10 protein-coding genes and 1 pseudogene are annotated in these 14,803 nt (G+C 40.3%); 6 read left to right on the top strand and 5 right to left on the bottom strand.

Annotation, left to right across the window (positions count from 1 at the left end; all coding sequences use genetic code 11):
- Positions 1-39: 39 nt before the first annotated feature.
- Positions 40-966, bottom strand: a complete 927-nt coding sequence (locus BUA11_RS06005; protein WP_072759416.1) for an aldo/keto reductase — start codon at positions 964-966, stop codon at positions 40-42.
- 153 nt (positions 967-1,119) lie between these two features.
- Between BUA11_RS06005 and BUA11_RS06010 the strand changes: the two genes are divergently transcribed.
- A complete protein-coding gene (locus BUA11_RS06010; protein ID WP_072759418.1) occupies positions 1,120-4,590 on the top strand; it encodes a UvrD-helicase domain-containing protein in 3,471 nt (1,156 codons plus the stop codon).
- Positions 4,587-7,901, top strand: coding sequence for a PD-(D/E)XK nuclease family protein (locus BUA11_RS06015; protein ID WP_072759420.1), 3,315 nt, complete (start codon positions 4,587-4,589; stop codon positions 7,899-7,901). The genes BUA11_RS06010 and BUA11_RS06015 overlap by 4 nt, the downstream gene beginning before the upstream one ends.
- 116 nt (positions 7,902-8,017) lie before the next feature.
- Here the strand turns inward: BUA11_RS06015 and BUA11_RS06020 are convergent, their stop codons facing one another.
- Positions 8,018-8,647 (bottom strand): hypothetical protein, encoded by a 630-nt coding sequence (locus tag BUA11_RS06020; protein WP_072759422.1) that lies wholly within the window; start codon positions 8,645-8,647, stop codon positions 8,018-8,020.
- Positions 8,648-8,850: 203 nt separating this feature from the next.
- On the opposite strand from BUA11_RS06020, the gene BUA11_RS06025 reads away from it, so the two are divergent.
- Both BUA11_RS06025 and BUA11_RS06030 read left to right on the top strand, forming a co-directional pair.
- Positions 8,851-9,630 carry a hypothetical protein gene (locus BUA11_RS06025; protein WP_072759424.1) on the top strand — a complete coding sequence of 260 codons (780 nt, stop codon included), beginning with the start codon at positions 8,851-8,853 and terminating at the stop codon, positions 9,628-9,630.
- 29 nt (positions 9,631-9,659) lie between these two features.
- Positions 9,660-10,175, top strand: a complete 516-nt coding sequence (locus BUA11_RS06030; protein WP_245789570.1) for an NUDIX domain-containing protein — start codon at positions 9,660-9,662, stop codon at positions 10,173-10,175.
- 6 nt (positions 10,176-10,181) lie between these two features.
- Here BUA11_RS06030 and nadC read toward each other — a convergent pair whose 3' ends face one another.
- The 3 genes from nadC to nadX are packed head-to-tail and all read right to left on the bottom strand — an operon-like array spanning position 10,182 to position 12,747.
- Complete coding sequence (nadC, locus tag BUA11_RS06035) at positions 10,182-11,015, bottom strand: carboxylating nicotinate-nucleotide diphosphorylase (RefSeq protein WP_072759425.1); 834 nt, start codon at positions 11,013-11,015, stop codon at positions 10,182-10,184.
- Positions 11,016-11,021: 6 nt separating this feature from the next.
- A complete protein-coding gene (nadA, locus tag BUA11_RS06040) occupies positions 11,022-11,966 on the bottom strand; it encodes a quinolinate synthase NadA (RefSeq protein WP_072759427.1) in 945 nt (314 codons plus the stop codon).
- A 31-nt stretch (positions 11,967-11,997) separates the two neighbouring features.
- Positions 11,998-12,747 (bottom strand): aspartate dehydrogenase, encoded by a 750-nt coding sequence (nadX, locus tag BUA11_RS06045; protein WP_245789572.1) that lies wholly within the window; start codon positions 12,745-12,747, stop codon positions 11,998-12,000.
- Positions 12,748-12,977: 230 nt separating this feature from the next.
- On the opposite strand from nadX, the gene BUA11_RS06050 reads away from it, so the two are divergent.
- Both BUA11_RS06050 and BUA11_RS06055 read left to right on the top strand, forming a co-directional pair.
- Positions 12,978-14,495, top strand: coding sequence for an outer membrane protein assembly factor BamB family protein (locus tag BUA11_RS06050; RefSeq protein ID WP_072759429.1), 1,518 nt, complete (start codon positions 12,978-12,980; stop codon positions 14,493-14,495).
- A gap of 116 nt (positions 14,496-14,611) precedes the next feature.
- A pseudogene (locus tag BUA11_RS06055) lies at positions 14,612-14,803 on the top strand (IS110 family transposase); the annotation flags it as partial.

The following is a 14,803-nucleotide window of genomic DNA, read 5'->3' on the forward strand; positions in this document are numbered from 1 at the left end:
TTGTTTCGTTTATTTACATTGCTACCATTTCTACGAAGTCTACGGTATCCTGTTTCCCGCGGCGCTGTAGAGTTCGTACCATTCTTGTCTTGTTAGATTAACTCCGACCGCTTGGGCGATTTTTCTAAGCCTCTCTGCACTCGTCGTGCCGACTATCGGTTGAATTTTCGCAGGGTGCCTCAGAATCCATGCTGTTGCAATAGCCTCTTTTGAGACGTTATATTTATTTGCAAGTTCTTCGAGCTTCAAGTTTAGCTCTGGGAATTGGGGATCGTCTATGAACACGCCCTGTATGTTACCTTGTTCGTTTCCATACTGGAACGGTGACCATGCCTGAATCGTTATTCCTTTGAGCCTGCAGTACTCGAGCACTTCTCCGTCTCTGTTAACCGACTGCGGGAACTTCGTATTAGTGAATATGCCAAAATCAATCATCCCCGTGTTTGTCAAACTTAGCTGGAGCTGGTTTGTGAGCAACTTGTAATTCAACGCACTGCTTAGCAATTCGATCTGCATCGGATTGAAATTGCTCACGCCAAAGTATCTGACTAAACCTTTTGAGTGTAAATATGAGAATGCTTCTGCAACTTTTTCTGGCTCCATCAACGTATCAGGACGGTGGAGCAGGAGTATGTCGATATAGTCTGTTTGCAATCTTTTCAGAGCTTTTTCAACAGATGTGACGATGTGTTCTTTCGATAAATCGTAGAATCCATTCCTAATTCCGCACTTGGTCTGGATTATTATCTTGTCCCTCGATATTTTCAGATTCTTCACAACCTGTGCGAACACTTCTTCAGATTTACCAGCACCGTATATATCCGCATGGTCAAAGAAATTTATTCCAAGTTCTAAAGATGTTGAAACAAGCTCCTCAATGCTATTCAGCGGTTTATTCCAGATTCTCATACAACCGAGGCCAATAACGGAAACTTCCAATTCGTTGCCAAGTTTGAGTTTCTTCATAAGTTTCACCTCCAAAGTATGAAAGTATCAACTCAATTATACAACTTTAATATGTTACAATCTAATTCACTGTATGCCAAATTAAAAATAATTCTGTGCTAAAATTGAATGTGAAATATATACTTTTGCCGAAATTTTTAGCGAGGTGATAATATGGAAATTTTGCAAAATCAACAAAACCGCTCCGTAGCTGAAATAGTAAGACAGAATCCAAATTGTAATTACTTCATCTCAGCCTCTGCGGGTACCGGAAAGACTTACACACTCACAAATTACTACATTGGCATATTAGAACATTACGAACAAGAAGGAAAAAGCGACATTGTCGACTCAATTGTTGCCGTTACGTTCACGAACAAAGCCGCAAATGAGATGAAAGACAGGATAATGAAAGAGATTCAGAAAAAACTTACAGCGGTTGACCCAAATTCAAAAGAATACAGATACTGGAACGAAGTTTACCGCAATATGTCAAGGGCCATCATCTCAACGATAGACAGCTTCTGCAGAAGAGTTTTAATCGAGCAGAATGTGGAAGCCGGTGTTGACCCGAATTTCAAGATAATAAACGAACTGAAGATGCTCAGGATAGTTGATAAAGCAACGCAAAAGGCAATACAGATTGCATTTGAAGTATACGACTTGAAAGACGGCGAGAGAATTGCGGATAAGTTATCTCCCTTCTTGTACGGTCTCACAACAGAAAGAAGAGAGCGAATAGAAGAGCTTGTAAAGGACTTGGCAGAGAGCAAAGATGATATATTCCATCTTTTCAACATCTTTGGAGATGTGTTCAAGGTTAAGGAGAAGATAGAAGAAGTTGTCAGGAGCTGGAGGTTGGAGCTCAACGATTCAAAAGTAAGCGAAAGGCTACTTGAAGTATTTGAAGAGGCCGGAGGCGCATTGAGGGCGTTTAGAAACATAGCACTCATCGCCGCTGAATTCTACGAATCTGAAACGATAGACAACTTCGAATACGACTTCAAAGGCGTGCTCGAGAAAACGCTGAAGGTCTTGGAAAAACCGAGCATAAGAGAATACTACCAGAAGAGGTTTAAATACATCATAGTCGATGAATTTCAAGACACGAACGACCTCCAAGAAAGGATATTCGACTTAATACATACCGATGAAAACTACATCTTCTACGTTGGTGATAGGAAACAGTCGATATACAGGTTCAGAGGCGGTGATGTTTCCGTCTTTGTAAAAACGATGAACAAATTCGAAAAGAAAATCAAGGATGGCAATGGGAAGTACAGCATACTTTCGCTGAAGACGAATTACCGTTCCCATCCAGAACTCGTTGATTACTTTAACTACATCTCTGAGAATGTTATCTTCAACAATGTCATTTACGAAGGACTTGCTACAAACAAGAACACAAATAAGAACAGTAAAGAAAATGAAGAAGAAAAGATCTTCGTACACGAAGTTTTTAGATTGAAATATCCAGATCTTTACAATAAACTTTGGTTCATAGAATCAGACGACAAATCCTCCTCAGCTTTCTTGCCAGATCCAAATGAAAATGTACCTGATGGAGTTAAGAGAGTGAATTACATCAAGGTTAACGCCGCATCCGATGAGGAAAAGAAAAACGAGCGAGAGATTGAAGCTCTGAGCGTTGCCAAGATGATAAAAGCGCTTGTCGGAAAAGAAATGACGTTTTACGAGAAACAGGACGGAAAACATGTTCCGGTTGTAAGAAAGATAACCTACAAAGATTTTGCCATACTTTCTTACAAACTCCAAGAAGTTGAGGATGTCTACAGAGAAGTCTTTGCACGAGAAGGAATACCACTTTACATAGTCAAAGGAAGAGGCTTCTACAGAAGACCCGAAATAAGAGCCGTTATATCAGCTCTCGACGTTATCCAAAACCCGAACAACAACTACCACTTCGTCCAAATCTTCTTGAGCCCATTTTTCGAGGAAATCTCCGAAAACTCCGTAAATGCGGACAACTCTTCGGATGAAAGGCTTAAAATGCTGAACAGAATAACACAAAGATACAGGGAATCTGCGCAGTCGGGTATAAAGAAATCATTCTTCCAGTGCGCAAAAGATTTGAGAAACGAAGGGGCACTTCCTCATCACATCTGCCAGATGCTCGACCTGATTGAAAAATACGACGAGCTGAAGTACTACCTGAAGCCCGCAGAAACACTCAAACTATTCATCAAAGAGAGCGAATACCTCAGAAAGCTTGCACAATATCCCAACTCGAGCCAGAGGCTCAGGAACGTTAGGAAACTACTCGAGCAAGCCTCCGACTTTAACGACCAAGCACCGACATTCCTTGAACTGACAAGACTGCTTGAGAAAATCTCTGAAATCCAAGAAGTTGAAGCGTCTGAAATCTCTGAAGAAGAAGACGTCGTGCGCATGATGACTGTGCACGCATCTAAGGGTTTGGAGTTCAACATTGTCTTTTTGGTGAACAACGACTACGGGGATAGAAACGAAGAGAAGACGCTATTCCCTTACTCAGAGAACGAAATTGAGAGTGTGAGGTACATATACATAAGTCAGTTCTTGGATAAAGTTATCGAGAAGTTCGGAAACGGGAAATTGACAGCAGAGTTGGAAAAAGAATTGAGGAAAATATTGGAAGCAGAAATCATATACGACGAAACCGAAATCCTGAGAAAAGTCTACGTAGCGATAACAAGGGCTAAAGAAATGCTCTTTGTCTTGGACTTGCAGAAAAAAAAGAGCGACAACAAGAAAGGAACGCCTGCAATTAAGTATTTAGATTATAAAGGATATGAAGAGAACGTAAAAGTCATCGAAAACATCTCAGAAATTGAAAAGCTCATTGGGGAGATTGTTGGTAGTGATGAAGAGGTTCATCTTGAACAGGCTGAGGCGAGTGCAGAAGAGATAGAAAGTAAGTTCAACAAAGAACTTATCGAAACAGATTTCACACAAACTGCCTACAAAAGGTACATCTCACCAACGATAATTTACAACCTGAGAGATGAAAAGAGCGATTTGGAAGCGATAAACGAATTGGAGCAGGATTTTGAAGTTTCGGAAGGTATTTCTTTCGCTTCCGCTGGAGCGTATCAAAACTACGAAGGTAGAGGCAGCATGGCAAGGCTTGAAGCACTCAACGAACTGCTTGAAAGGTCGTCGGAGATAAACATCGGTAAAAAAGTCCACTCGATACTCACAAGCGTTAATAAGTACGAGCATATAAAAGCTCTCGTGGAGCGAGGGAGTATACCTGAGCAGATATTGAACGTTCACATCTTAGAACCCCTGTTCAACGAGAACGAGAAGATATTATCCGAATGGAGAATCGCAAAGCATATCGAAATAGATGGCAAGAGCTATGTACTCTTCGGCGTGCCTGACAAGGTATTTTTGAAAAACGGTGAGTTCTACGTTGTCGATTTCAAAAGCGCAGACCTTTACGGTAACTCAGATGCAATTGAACGCTACAAATTCCAGCTGAAATTCTACATGTACTTGCTCTCCGACATTGGAAAAGTCCACTGTGGGTACTTAGTCAGCGTTCCGAGGGGGCAGGCTCTGAGAATCGACCCGCCCGATGAAAGGTTCTTCGATAAGATTGTTGAGAAGATCGAGAGCTTTGAGGAGATGATGAAAATATGACGAAGAAAGTTGCCTATCTTATCCCGATAGATGGAGACCACTTCGAATTCATTGCTGAACAGATCGCTCCGATGTACCTCAGAGACCCGCTTGATTTTCTCTTCATCGGGCCATCCGGATTCTATGTCAGGCAAGTGGCTGACAGCGTAGCAAGAAGGGTTGGGAAAGCGATAAACAGGGATGCGTTCAGAGTCATTAACCAGTATGTTACCGAAATACTTAAACTGAACAACTACGATGCGGAAGTCTTCGACAGAGATTTTTACACAGTCTACGTCACAGACGTCATCGATAAACTCGCAGCGGATAAAAAATTCTCAGGCGATTCACAAAAGGAGATTATATTGCGAACGCTCTCCAAATCTCCGACGATAATTGAATACATCGTCGACTTGTTCGAAAAAGTATGGGAACTGACGCTCTACGGAGATGAGCTGAACGAAAACCAAGAAAAACTCAAAGGCACGTACGCTATCATATACGAAATACTCCAGAATCCTGAAACGCCCTTTGCCGAGATACTCAGCGAAATCATCCGCAAGATGCAGGAATCAGCAGAAAAATTGAAAGGCAGGAAAATATACGACCCCATAAGCGTATACAGATGGTACGTTGAAGAAGCTGAGCATGTTGAACCTGAGCGGAAAACACTCGCTCTGAGCGGATTCTTCGACATACCACCGCTGATGCAAAAATCTTTAATCAAAATGTTCGAAAAGGCCGAAGAAGTTTTATTCTTCGTCTGGCAGAGACCGCACGATTTCTCATTCGAACAGCTCGACGAGGTTTACGAATTTATCAAAGAGAGCGGCTTTGAACTGAAGACAGATTACTGCCACAAACGCTTTGTCAGCTTAGGAGAGCTGAAAGATAGGAAAACGATCGAAGAAGTACCAATCGAAAGCCAAATTTACCAGTACAACTATACTGCGTCTCAAATTAAGAGATTACTCATCGAAGGAGAGAATCCCGACAACATAGCCGTGGTTACGCCATCTTCTTCCATCGCAAGAAGGCTCATGGAGGAGCTCGACGAAGCGAAAGTGCCTTACAGATACAGCGGGAAGATACCACTAACGCAAAGCAAAGTCGTTCAGATATTGATTCAACCGCTCGAAACATATTTCAACGACCTGAACTACGAAAACATCTTGGCAATTATTGAATCCCCGCTTATTCCTGAAAGAAAACTTACAATGGACGAGATAGAGGATTTATTCAAACAGTTCGGATACTTCTCCGTGAACTTGACACAGTCGCTGTTGAAGGACAAAGAGAAGAGGAACGAGATATTCTTCAGAAAACTGGAAGAAGAGATAGAGGAGATAAAGGCTGAGAAAGAAAATATAGAAATAGAAGAGGATGTCTACTACGACACCATCAAGAGATTGGAACAGCTTGAAGAATTCAAGAGGATAATGAACGACCTGTTTGAAATCCTCGATGACATCTTCAAGAGTGCTCAGGAGAAAGACTTCTTCGAATGGTATCGCGCGTTCATATTGAAATACTCAAAGAGCTTCTCAAAAGCATTTGAAAAATCTCAAGACAGCAGGCTTGTGTCGCACAGCTTGGGCAACGAGGTTAATGCATTCTCAAAATTCATAGAAATAATCGACAAACTTGAGGACTACACGAAGAGAATTGTCGAATTGGGTGACAGAAAGAGCTTGGAAAGCTGGAGGAAAATATACAGACTTCTCACAGTCCTGCTCAACTCTTCAGGCTACAGAGAGACGTTCAAATCGGCGAACGTCGTTGACATAGTCGACCTTTCAAATGCGAGGTTCTTGAACAAGAAATACAAATTCTTCTTGGAATTCACGGATGATTACTACCCATCTATAGAGAAGATAAACCCGCTATTGTTCAAGACGAACAGCGAAAGGTCGAGGATATATCAAATCGTTGAAGAGCGAGAGAGAAGGTCTCTGATACTGTCGTTATTGTTCAGCGACATATCACAGCTCATCGTCCCGCTTGCAACGAACACGGGCGACATGCTCGTTCCGTCCAAATACACATCGGAATTTGCCAACAAAAGGCGCACTGAGAAATATGTACCATCCCTTGAGGACGTGTATTCAGAAATAGACTACGAAATCGAAAGACTGAAAGCTGACGAACATTCGAAAAAAACGTTAAGCGAATCGGACTTCATCGTCGGACCAGTGGACATGAAAGAATTCAGCTTCAGCAAAATCAACACATACATGAAATGCCCGCTCCAATTTTTCTACCAGCAGGTTCTCAATATTTACAAACCTGGCGCGGCTATTGAGAATAAGAAATCCATCAACGATGGAATTATTGCACATAGGATTGTGAAGAGGTTCTTTGAACTTACGAAAGAAAAGACGATTTTTGAAATAGATGAAAAACAAATAGACGAATGGCTGGAAGAAGAGTATGTCAAACTGTACAACGAAGGCATATATGCTTATTCTATACCAAAAGAATTGAAGATCAAAGAATTCAAGGAGAACCTCTTAACTTTGATGAACCTTTTTGTGCAGAGCAAAAAGGTTATAACCTTAGGTAACAGGAGTCTTGGAATGTCGCAATCAAGCGAAGAAAGTGATGAAAAACCTCGCAAAAAGAACAGCACTAAAGTCACGACGGTAGACTTAGTTTCTGATGAAATTGCCGAACTCGAATCGGAATTTGTAGTTCACCATGAAGGTTATGAATTCACAGTCAGAGTAGACCGGATAGACAGAATATCGCCGAAAGTTGTACTTTCAGAAGACGAAAATGTGAGACACACAGTTGAAGAAACAGGCGGAAGTAGCGATTACTTAATAATAGACTACAAATATTCAAAAGTTAAGAACTCTCCAATTGAGCAACTACTTTTCTATGACTGGGTTATTCAGAAATCGGAGAAAAACACTAAGTACAGAGGAAGTGATGTATACTTTGTACTCTTCTCTCTCAGGTTTGATCAGAAAGAGGAAAAATACTCCTATGAATACGCAAAGCGGCAAAACAACGGAGAAGCCAAGATATTTTTACCGGGAGGCAAGAGAGGAAGGATAAGCAAATATTACCAATTTGACTATCAAATCTTTGAAGACTGGTTGATGAATTTGATTGAAGGCATTACTGAAGAAGGGAAATTCGTTCCCGTTTTCTTGAGTGATGAAATGAACTCCTTTATTAATTCCATTACAGCGGATGGAGAAGAAATCGAACTTGTCGCACCTGAGGGCTCAAAACATACGCGCAAGTGCAGAGGATTTGGGCAGGAGTGTTCGTATGAGCCAATCTGTGCGATGTTTGAGGTTTATAATGTGAGGCTGAAGAAATAGTAGTAAGGACCTATTTTGCACATAACCCTAATAACGAACTAGTAAAAAACAAAAACACCCCCGAGTGTGGTAAAATATAACCCACATGGGGGTGTTTTTCCTTTACCTCTCTGCCCTTATCTTCTCGGTGCACCTCTCATGTTCATATTTGGCTGGTTCGGTTGCATTTGAGGAGCTTGAACAGGAGCTTGCGCTGGTGCTTGAACGTTTGGATTGACGATGATTATCACAACGTTCCTATTCTGATTCGCATATCTTTGTGCATTCTGAAATTCTTCTTGCGCTCTCGGAGCGTTTGTGTTCTGCTCGTCCCATCCGAATCTGCCTTTGTCTGCTAAATCGAATGTCTTGTCTCCCAATACTACCTTCTCTGCTATGAAAAACTTTGCTTCAGTTGTTTCCGCTACTTTTCCTGTGAGTTCGATTTCTTGCCCTGTTTTGAGTTCTGTCAGTCTGAAGAGTGGTCCTGCGTGAACGTCGATGACACCGTCGGTTGTTTTAACTTTCAAAATGAATCCTGCTTCTGGAGTCCAAGAGAATTGTTCGATAGTCCCTTTCAGTGTTGTGGTATCGCTTAGTTTAACGCCTTGTGGTAAGTTTTGATAGAGCCTCTGCTGTACTGTTTGAGCTGCGACGTTCTGCTGGTTAAGTTGAACACCATAACCTGGTCCGAAGCTTGGTCCGAATGCGAATAGACTTCCTGCCAACACAACACCTGCGACTAAAACTACTAACACCTTTTTCATACTCATCAACCTCCTGTTTTCTTTTTTTTAGTTTTGCCACCTTTCTTTGGACTTCCTATTCTCATGGTGGACGGTACGATTATACTTATGCAACCTTAGAAAGTTCTTATAGTATCCTTAGAGTTGGCTTAGAAATTCTTTATGGAAAACTGGGTTTTGGTGATAGAATTAATGTAGGGTGTATGGAAGGGGGGTAGTGTAATATGAAGATTTATTTTGATAAGGAACTGCAGATTAATGATCTGATGGAGTACTACGGCCCTTGCATAGTCCAGATTGGTAGCAATCTGTATGTAGACCTGCACTCTACCAACATACTCAATTTTCTGATGCTGGACTCGGTTAGAGAGTACACTGATACATTATTTGGCAGAGAGCTGAAATGCATTGAATATCTCCATGAAAATCAAACGAACTTCGTGGAATTCAGAGATTTAACCCCTCTTGATGAAAAGAGCTTTGAGAATTTCAAAGTTGCGAATGTCATTGTAAAGCATGTAAAGATGCAAAAAGGCTACACTTCTGTACCGCTTCTTTCCGTAGAAAACACGGTATACGGTATGGAGATATCATTGAGTTTAAATAAACAATACATGCTCGCTCATACTGAATATTTCTCAAATAAGGGCTTTGTTCATCTGTTAGATTTTCTAATTGCTTGGATGCTGGGACAGATGATGAAAGGGGAGAATATAAAAATCGCGAGCTCTGAGCCACTTATGTACAAAATGGACTTGAGCCAGATTAGTGAAGAGAAAGCTTTGATGCTGGAAGAGATGTTTAAGAATGTTAACCTTAAGATGGTAGATGTAATTGACGGATTATATGATTTGATGCTAAGGCTTTTGCCGAATATGGAGAATGTTTCACTAATTGAAAACAGAGACTTTGTTGTAAAGATGCTTCTATCTGGTCAACCTCTTTCAAAATTTGTTCAAGAACTTAGAACGATTGATGAACTCTTTAATAGCATCAGGATTTGATTATTGCTTAAATATTGGAGGTATAGACTTTGAGAAAAATAGATTACAAAGCTTTAGAAGAAAAAGTGAGAAAAAACGAAAAGCAAAAGCTTGCCGTTATCTGTTATGCACAGAATAACGGAAATATATTGTTCCTGCACAGAAAGAAAGAACCGTTTGCCGGTTTTTTAGTCCCACCGGGTGGGCATGTCGAAGACGGAGAGCATGTTGAGGATGCTATAAGAAGAGAGTTCTTGGAAGAGACTGGGCTCGAACTTGTTAACTTGAAATTAAAAATGGTCACTTCCGAAGAAGGACCTGAGCACTACAATTGGGTGCTTTTCATATTCACAGGTAGTACACTTTCAGATGATTTTGTGGAGAGTGAAGAGGGAAATCTCGTATGGATAAAAAAAGAAGAGGTTATGCAGCATAACCTCTCCATTATTGATAAAGAGCTTTTCCCGTATATTATGGACGGGAGCGATAAAATATGGTTTGCGAAGATTAAGTACAACGATGAAAAGTCTTTTGAACATTTGGAAATAAACGAACTGAATTTGTGATGCTTTCTAATCTTCAATCTCCATGCTGAAATCTACGTATTTCACTTCGCTTGTTAGTTTGCCTATGGAGATTACGTCGACGTATTCGCAAAGATATTCGCTGAGTTTTTCAGGATTAACCCCGCCGGAGAGCTCTATCAAGACGTGCGGGAATTTTTCTTTTATTTTTCTTGCAACTTCGCAAGCTTTTTGCGGAGGAAAGTTATCGAGCATGACTATATCTGCTCCCACTTCGCATGCTTCAAACGAGCTCTCTTCATCTTCAACTTCGACTTCTATCTTCTTTGAAAACGATATTACCTTTTTCACTTCTTCAACAGCTTTTCTAACTGAGCCGTACAGTTTTAGATGGTTGTCTTTTATCATAGCACAATCTGAAAGGTTAAGCCTGTGGGTATCCCCTCCGCCGTGCATGATTGCGATTTTTTGCATTTCCGAAGTGAATGGTATAGTCTTTCTCGTTGCAGCGATCTTTACATTTTTTCCTGATTTCTCAATCACTTCGACAAGCTTTCGAACTTTTGTCGCGATTGCACTCATAAAAGATAACGTGTTAAGAATGCTTCTTTCAGAAATCAATAAATTGTACGCATCTCCTTCAATCATTCCAATGATGCCTTTTTGAGCGATTTGACCGTCTTTATAGTAAAATTCGTGTTTTATTCCTAACTTTGAAAGTACACCTCTGACAATGTCTATTCCTGAAATAACGATGTTTTCCTCTTTAAGTAAAATGACAGCCTTTGCCTCTTTTCCTCGCAGTGGGTATGAAGCGTAGTCTATGAACTGTTCGTCTTTTCGGATCAACTCGACTAACGAGTCTATGACTTTTTCGTACACAGCCACTCACCTCGTTAGTTCCAGCATCTTCTCTACGGCTCTTCTTGCTTTCCGGGCTATATCTTCATCGACGAGGACTTCGTATTTTTCCTCAAGCAGTGCCAAATATGTGTTCTTCAATGTATTTTTCTTCATGTTGTAGCAGACCATTGAACTCACCGGGATAAATTTTCTGTCTGGGTACAGGTTTTCAAGTTTGGAGAGCATGCCAACTTCTGTTACTACGATGAATTCTTTTGCATCCGTTGTTGTTGGATACTTTTCCATTTGAGAAGTGCTGCCTACAAAGTCAGCCAGTTTTCGTATATTGCTCGGCACCTCTGGGTGTACCATCACTTTTGCATCGGGATATTTGCTTATCAGAAATCTTATCTCATCTTCTTTGACATAGTTGTGCACGTAGCAGTACCCTGTTTCACCGGGGATTGGTATGATTTTCTTTCCCGTTTTTTCTGCAACGTACGAAGCAAGGTTCTTGTCAGGACCGAAGAGAACGGTATCTGAATCGAGTTTGTTTACGACATCAACAGCATTTGCCGAAGTGCAGACTACGTCAGCGTATGCTTTTACTTCTGTGCGGCTGTTCACATACACGACAAATGGAGCGTTGTATTTTTGCTTAGCTTCAATCACGTCTTTGACTTCCAGAGAGTTTGCCATAGGGCAGGTGGAATGCCTAACAGGAACTATGATTTTCCTTTCTGGGTTCAGAACTTTCATCATCTCAGCCATGAAGTCCACGCCGAGGAAGAGAATTTTTTGAGAAGGTATAGTTGTTACAAGCCTTGCAAGTTGAAGTGAGTCCCCTATATAATCGGCAATTTGCTGGAGCTCCGGAATCTGGTAGTTGTGCGCAACGATGGTGTATCCTTTCTCTTCAGCTAATCTTCTTATTTCCTCTGGTGTTATTAATCCTTTTCTCAACGTTTCAAGTGCGGAAGTTGGACCCATGGTTTCCACCTCACTTATCCATTCTTTCTTATCATCCAATCTTGAATTTCTCTATATTCCGCTTTATAGCCGCCGCGAGTGAGAGCGGTGTGAGGTAACTCGTCTTCGGGTTTGGAGACGGTTTGTTCTTGTGAATTACTGTGTAATTTCCTACGGAGGAGAATATATTTATTTCATGGATATTTTCATTAACATTTGGATCAGCTACCACGTTGACGGTGACCTTTTCAAAACTGCCGAGGGCTAAAGAGAGCGTGACTGAAACGTTTGTGTTCTGCGGAAATTTCTTAATGGCTTCTACAGCGTTTCCTGAGAAGATTGTTTTGGGTTCCTGTATTTCTTCTATTCCAAATGCCTTTGGTGGCTTTTTTGTGGTTAGTACAACCTTCTCTACGTAATTTCTCACTGCACGGACAATATCAATTCCGCCTATTGCTCCGGATGGGATATATACATTTGAGGAAGAATTCTTGAGTTCTGCTAAGAAAGTTGCTCTGAACTCTTCGTCTGCAAATGCACCTGAACTGATGATGTAAAAATCCTTACCGCTTTTAAGAATGTCAATCCCGAATTCTTTGACAGCCTCAACTGATGCACATTCGACAACGATATCTGTTTCGCGAGGTATTTCAAAGCGTTCTAAGTATTGGCAATCAAGGTCTGTTTTTTTCAAATCGTAATACCAGCAGAGATCAATATGGTCCTTGAGTTCACTCTTAAGTATCCCCGCAATATTTCCCCCGCCGATGAATAAGATGTTGAGCTTCTGTTTTTCCATCATCAAACCCCCTCCACATTTATCTCTTTTGACAGTATTATACTTTTAATGTTATTTATTGTCAATCAATGTAAAAACCAAAAAATTTTTGAAAAAAGTATACAAAATTTTGATATTGGTAGTATAATGGATTGACTCAAGGTGTCTAGGATTGAGCTGTAGCAGGTGTATAGACAAAGTGTGTAAAGATAAAATTAATAATTCTAGTTCCTCCTTTGAGAGGAGGAAAAAAAGTGCATCCAAAAGGACAAACTAAACAGCAACGGACCGGGAAGAGATTAGCAAACAATTTCTGTTTAGAAGTTTCGATTGGATTAGTTCTTCTTAGCATTGCGTTCTTCTTAAGCCAGTATCGAGAATTCGCGGTTGTTTTTGGGGAGTTATTTATTCTAACAGGCATATTTCAGATTATCTTTGTCAAGGGATATCGCATTTTTGGACTTTATTATCTCCTTTCATCTATATTCCTAATTAGCTTGGTGTACCGTTCAGAGCTTTGGATCTTTTGCACGCTATTTTACTTGCCTTTGTTCTTATCTTATTCGAAAATGCATAATATTACCCTCCAAAGTGGTTTTAAGGTTCTCAGAACAATAGCCATCTTATTAGCCCTTCTCAGCACTCTCTTGTATGTTTTCAAGCTTAATATATTAATCAATATTCTTGTGTTCGTGCACAGCTGGATCCACGTTTGGGTTTATTCGCGTTTTAGATACGTTGATTTCAAATTTCTTGCCCAAGTCTCTCAAAAAGTTGAGCCAGAGAGTCTGAAGAGTGATGGAGATAGCATAAGCAATCTCACATACAAGAGCCCTGCCAAGGTTCTTTGGACTCGGAGCGATGTGTATTCTTCGCCTGTTGTGAGCAACAGCTTGATTTATGTAACATCTACCGATGGGTGTGTTTACAAATTTTCGAGTGAAGGCAATGTCATATGGAATAGGTGCTTCGATGAAGATATAATAGCTTCACCTGTATTGGATCAGGACGAGAATGTTTACATTTTTACACTTTATGGAAAGATATACGTTGTTAATAAGGATGGGAAATATAAAAAACTTTGCAATTTGAGAGATATTGTAGTGTCAACCCCTGAGTTTTTGAATAAAGTGTTTTACGTTGTAAGTCATACTGGAAAGCTGTATGCAATAAATTCAGAAGGGAAGAAACTTTTAACAGTTGAACTAAAAGTTGAAAGTGATTCTAAACCTGTTGTGTTCGAAGAATATATCTATGTGACAACGAATGATGGGAGGTTGTATAAGGTATCTTTAGATGGCAAGATTCTATGGAAATTTGTAGCCGGTGGCGATGTTCACACTTCGCCGGCAGTTTGTGGAGATCGATTCGTGGTTTTTGGCTCAAACGACCAGAATTTGTACGCTGTGGATTTTAATGGCGAGTGTCTGTGGAAATTCAAAACTGAAGGTGAGATACTCTCATCGCCTAAATGTGATCGTGAAGCAATTTATTTTGGCTCAAGAGATAAGAATTTCTATTGTGTGGATGGTTTTGGTGTAAGACGATGGGTGTTTTCATCAAATGCGGAAGTGAAATCTACGCCGAGCGTTTCAGAAAAAGGATATGTATATTTTGGTTGTGACGATGGAGCGTTCTATGCATTAGACAAAAAAGGAAAAGTCTGTTGGTATACAAAAATTGGTGGTACGATATATGCGGACCCGTTTATTACAGGCGAAGAGGAAATTTACGTTTCCTCTTTGGATGGGGGAATATATGTTTTTAGGTGATTTTATTTGATCTCACTAATACAAGCATTCCTGTAAGGAAAAATAGATTTTGAAAAAAGTATCGCCTCCTGATAATATATAATTACCCCATCACACTAAAATCAGGAGGCGATACCATGGAACAAAAGTATGTTAATCCAAAAGTTTCAAGAATTTCTCAAGACACTCTAATTGTCGGTATTGATGTTGCTAAAAGAAATCATTGGGTTAGGATGACTGATTATCGTGGAATTGATTTGATTAGCCCTTTCAAGATTAATAATACCATAGATGGTATTAAAATGTTAGAGGAAAAAATAAGAATTATT

Source organism: Fervidobacterium gondwanense DSM 13020 (assembly GCF_900143265.1).
GTDB classification, from domain to species: Bacteria; Thermotogota; Thermotogae; order Thermotogales; family Fervidobacteriaceae; genus Fervidobacterium; species Fervidobacterium gondwanense.

What these genes read in the sequence shown, in the direction of transcription:
- BUA11_RS06005 (WP_072759416.1), bottom strand. Translation starts at nt 966, where the DNA reads ATGAAGAAACTCAAACTTGGCAACGAATTGGAAGTTTCCGTTATTGGC.
- BUA11_RS06010 (WP_072759418.1), top strand. Translation starts at nt 1,120, where the DNA reads ATGGAAATTTTGCAAAATCAACAAAACCGCTCCGTAGCTGAAATAGTA.
- BUA11_RS06015 (WP_072759420.1), top strand. Translation starts at nt 4,587, where the DNA reads ATGACGAAGAAAGTTGCCTATCTTATCCCGATAGATGGAGACCACTTC.
- BUA11_RS06020 (WP_072759422.1), bottom strand. Translation starts at nt 8,647, where the DNA reads ATGAAAAAGGTGTTAGTAGTTTTAGTCGCAGGTGTTGTGTTGGCAGGA.
- BUA11_RS06025 (WP_072759424.1), top strand. Translation starts at nt 8,851, where the DNA reads ATGAAGATTTATTTTGATAAGGAACTGCAGATTAATGATCTGATGGAG.
- nadA (WP_072759427.1), bottom strand. Translation starts at nt 11,966, where the DNA reads ATGGGTCCAACTTCCGCACTTGAAACGTTGAGAAAAGGATTAATAACA.
- nadX (WP_245789572.1), bottom strand. Translation starts at nt 12,747, where the DNA reads ATGATGGAAAAACAGAAGCTCAACATCTTATTCATCGGCGGGGGAAAT.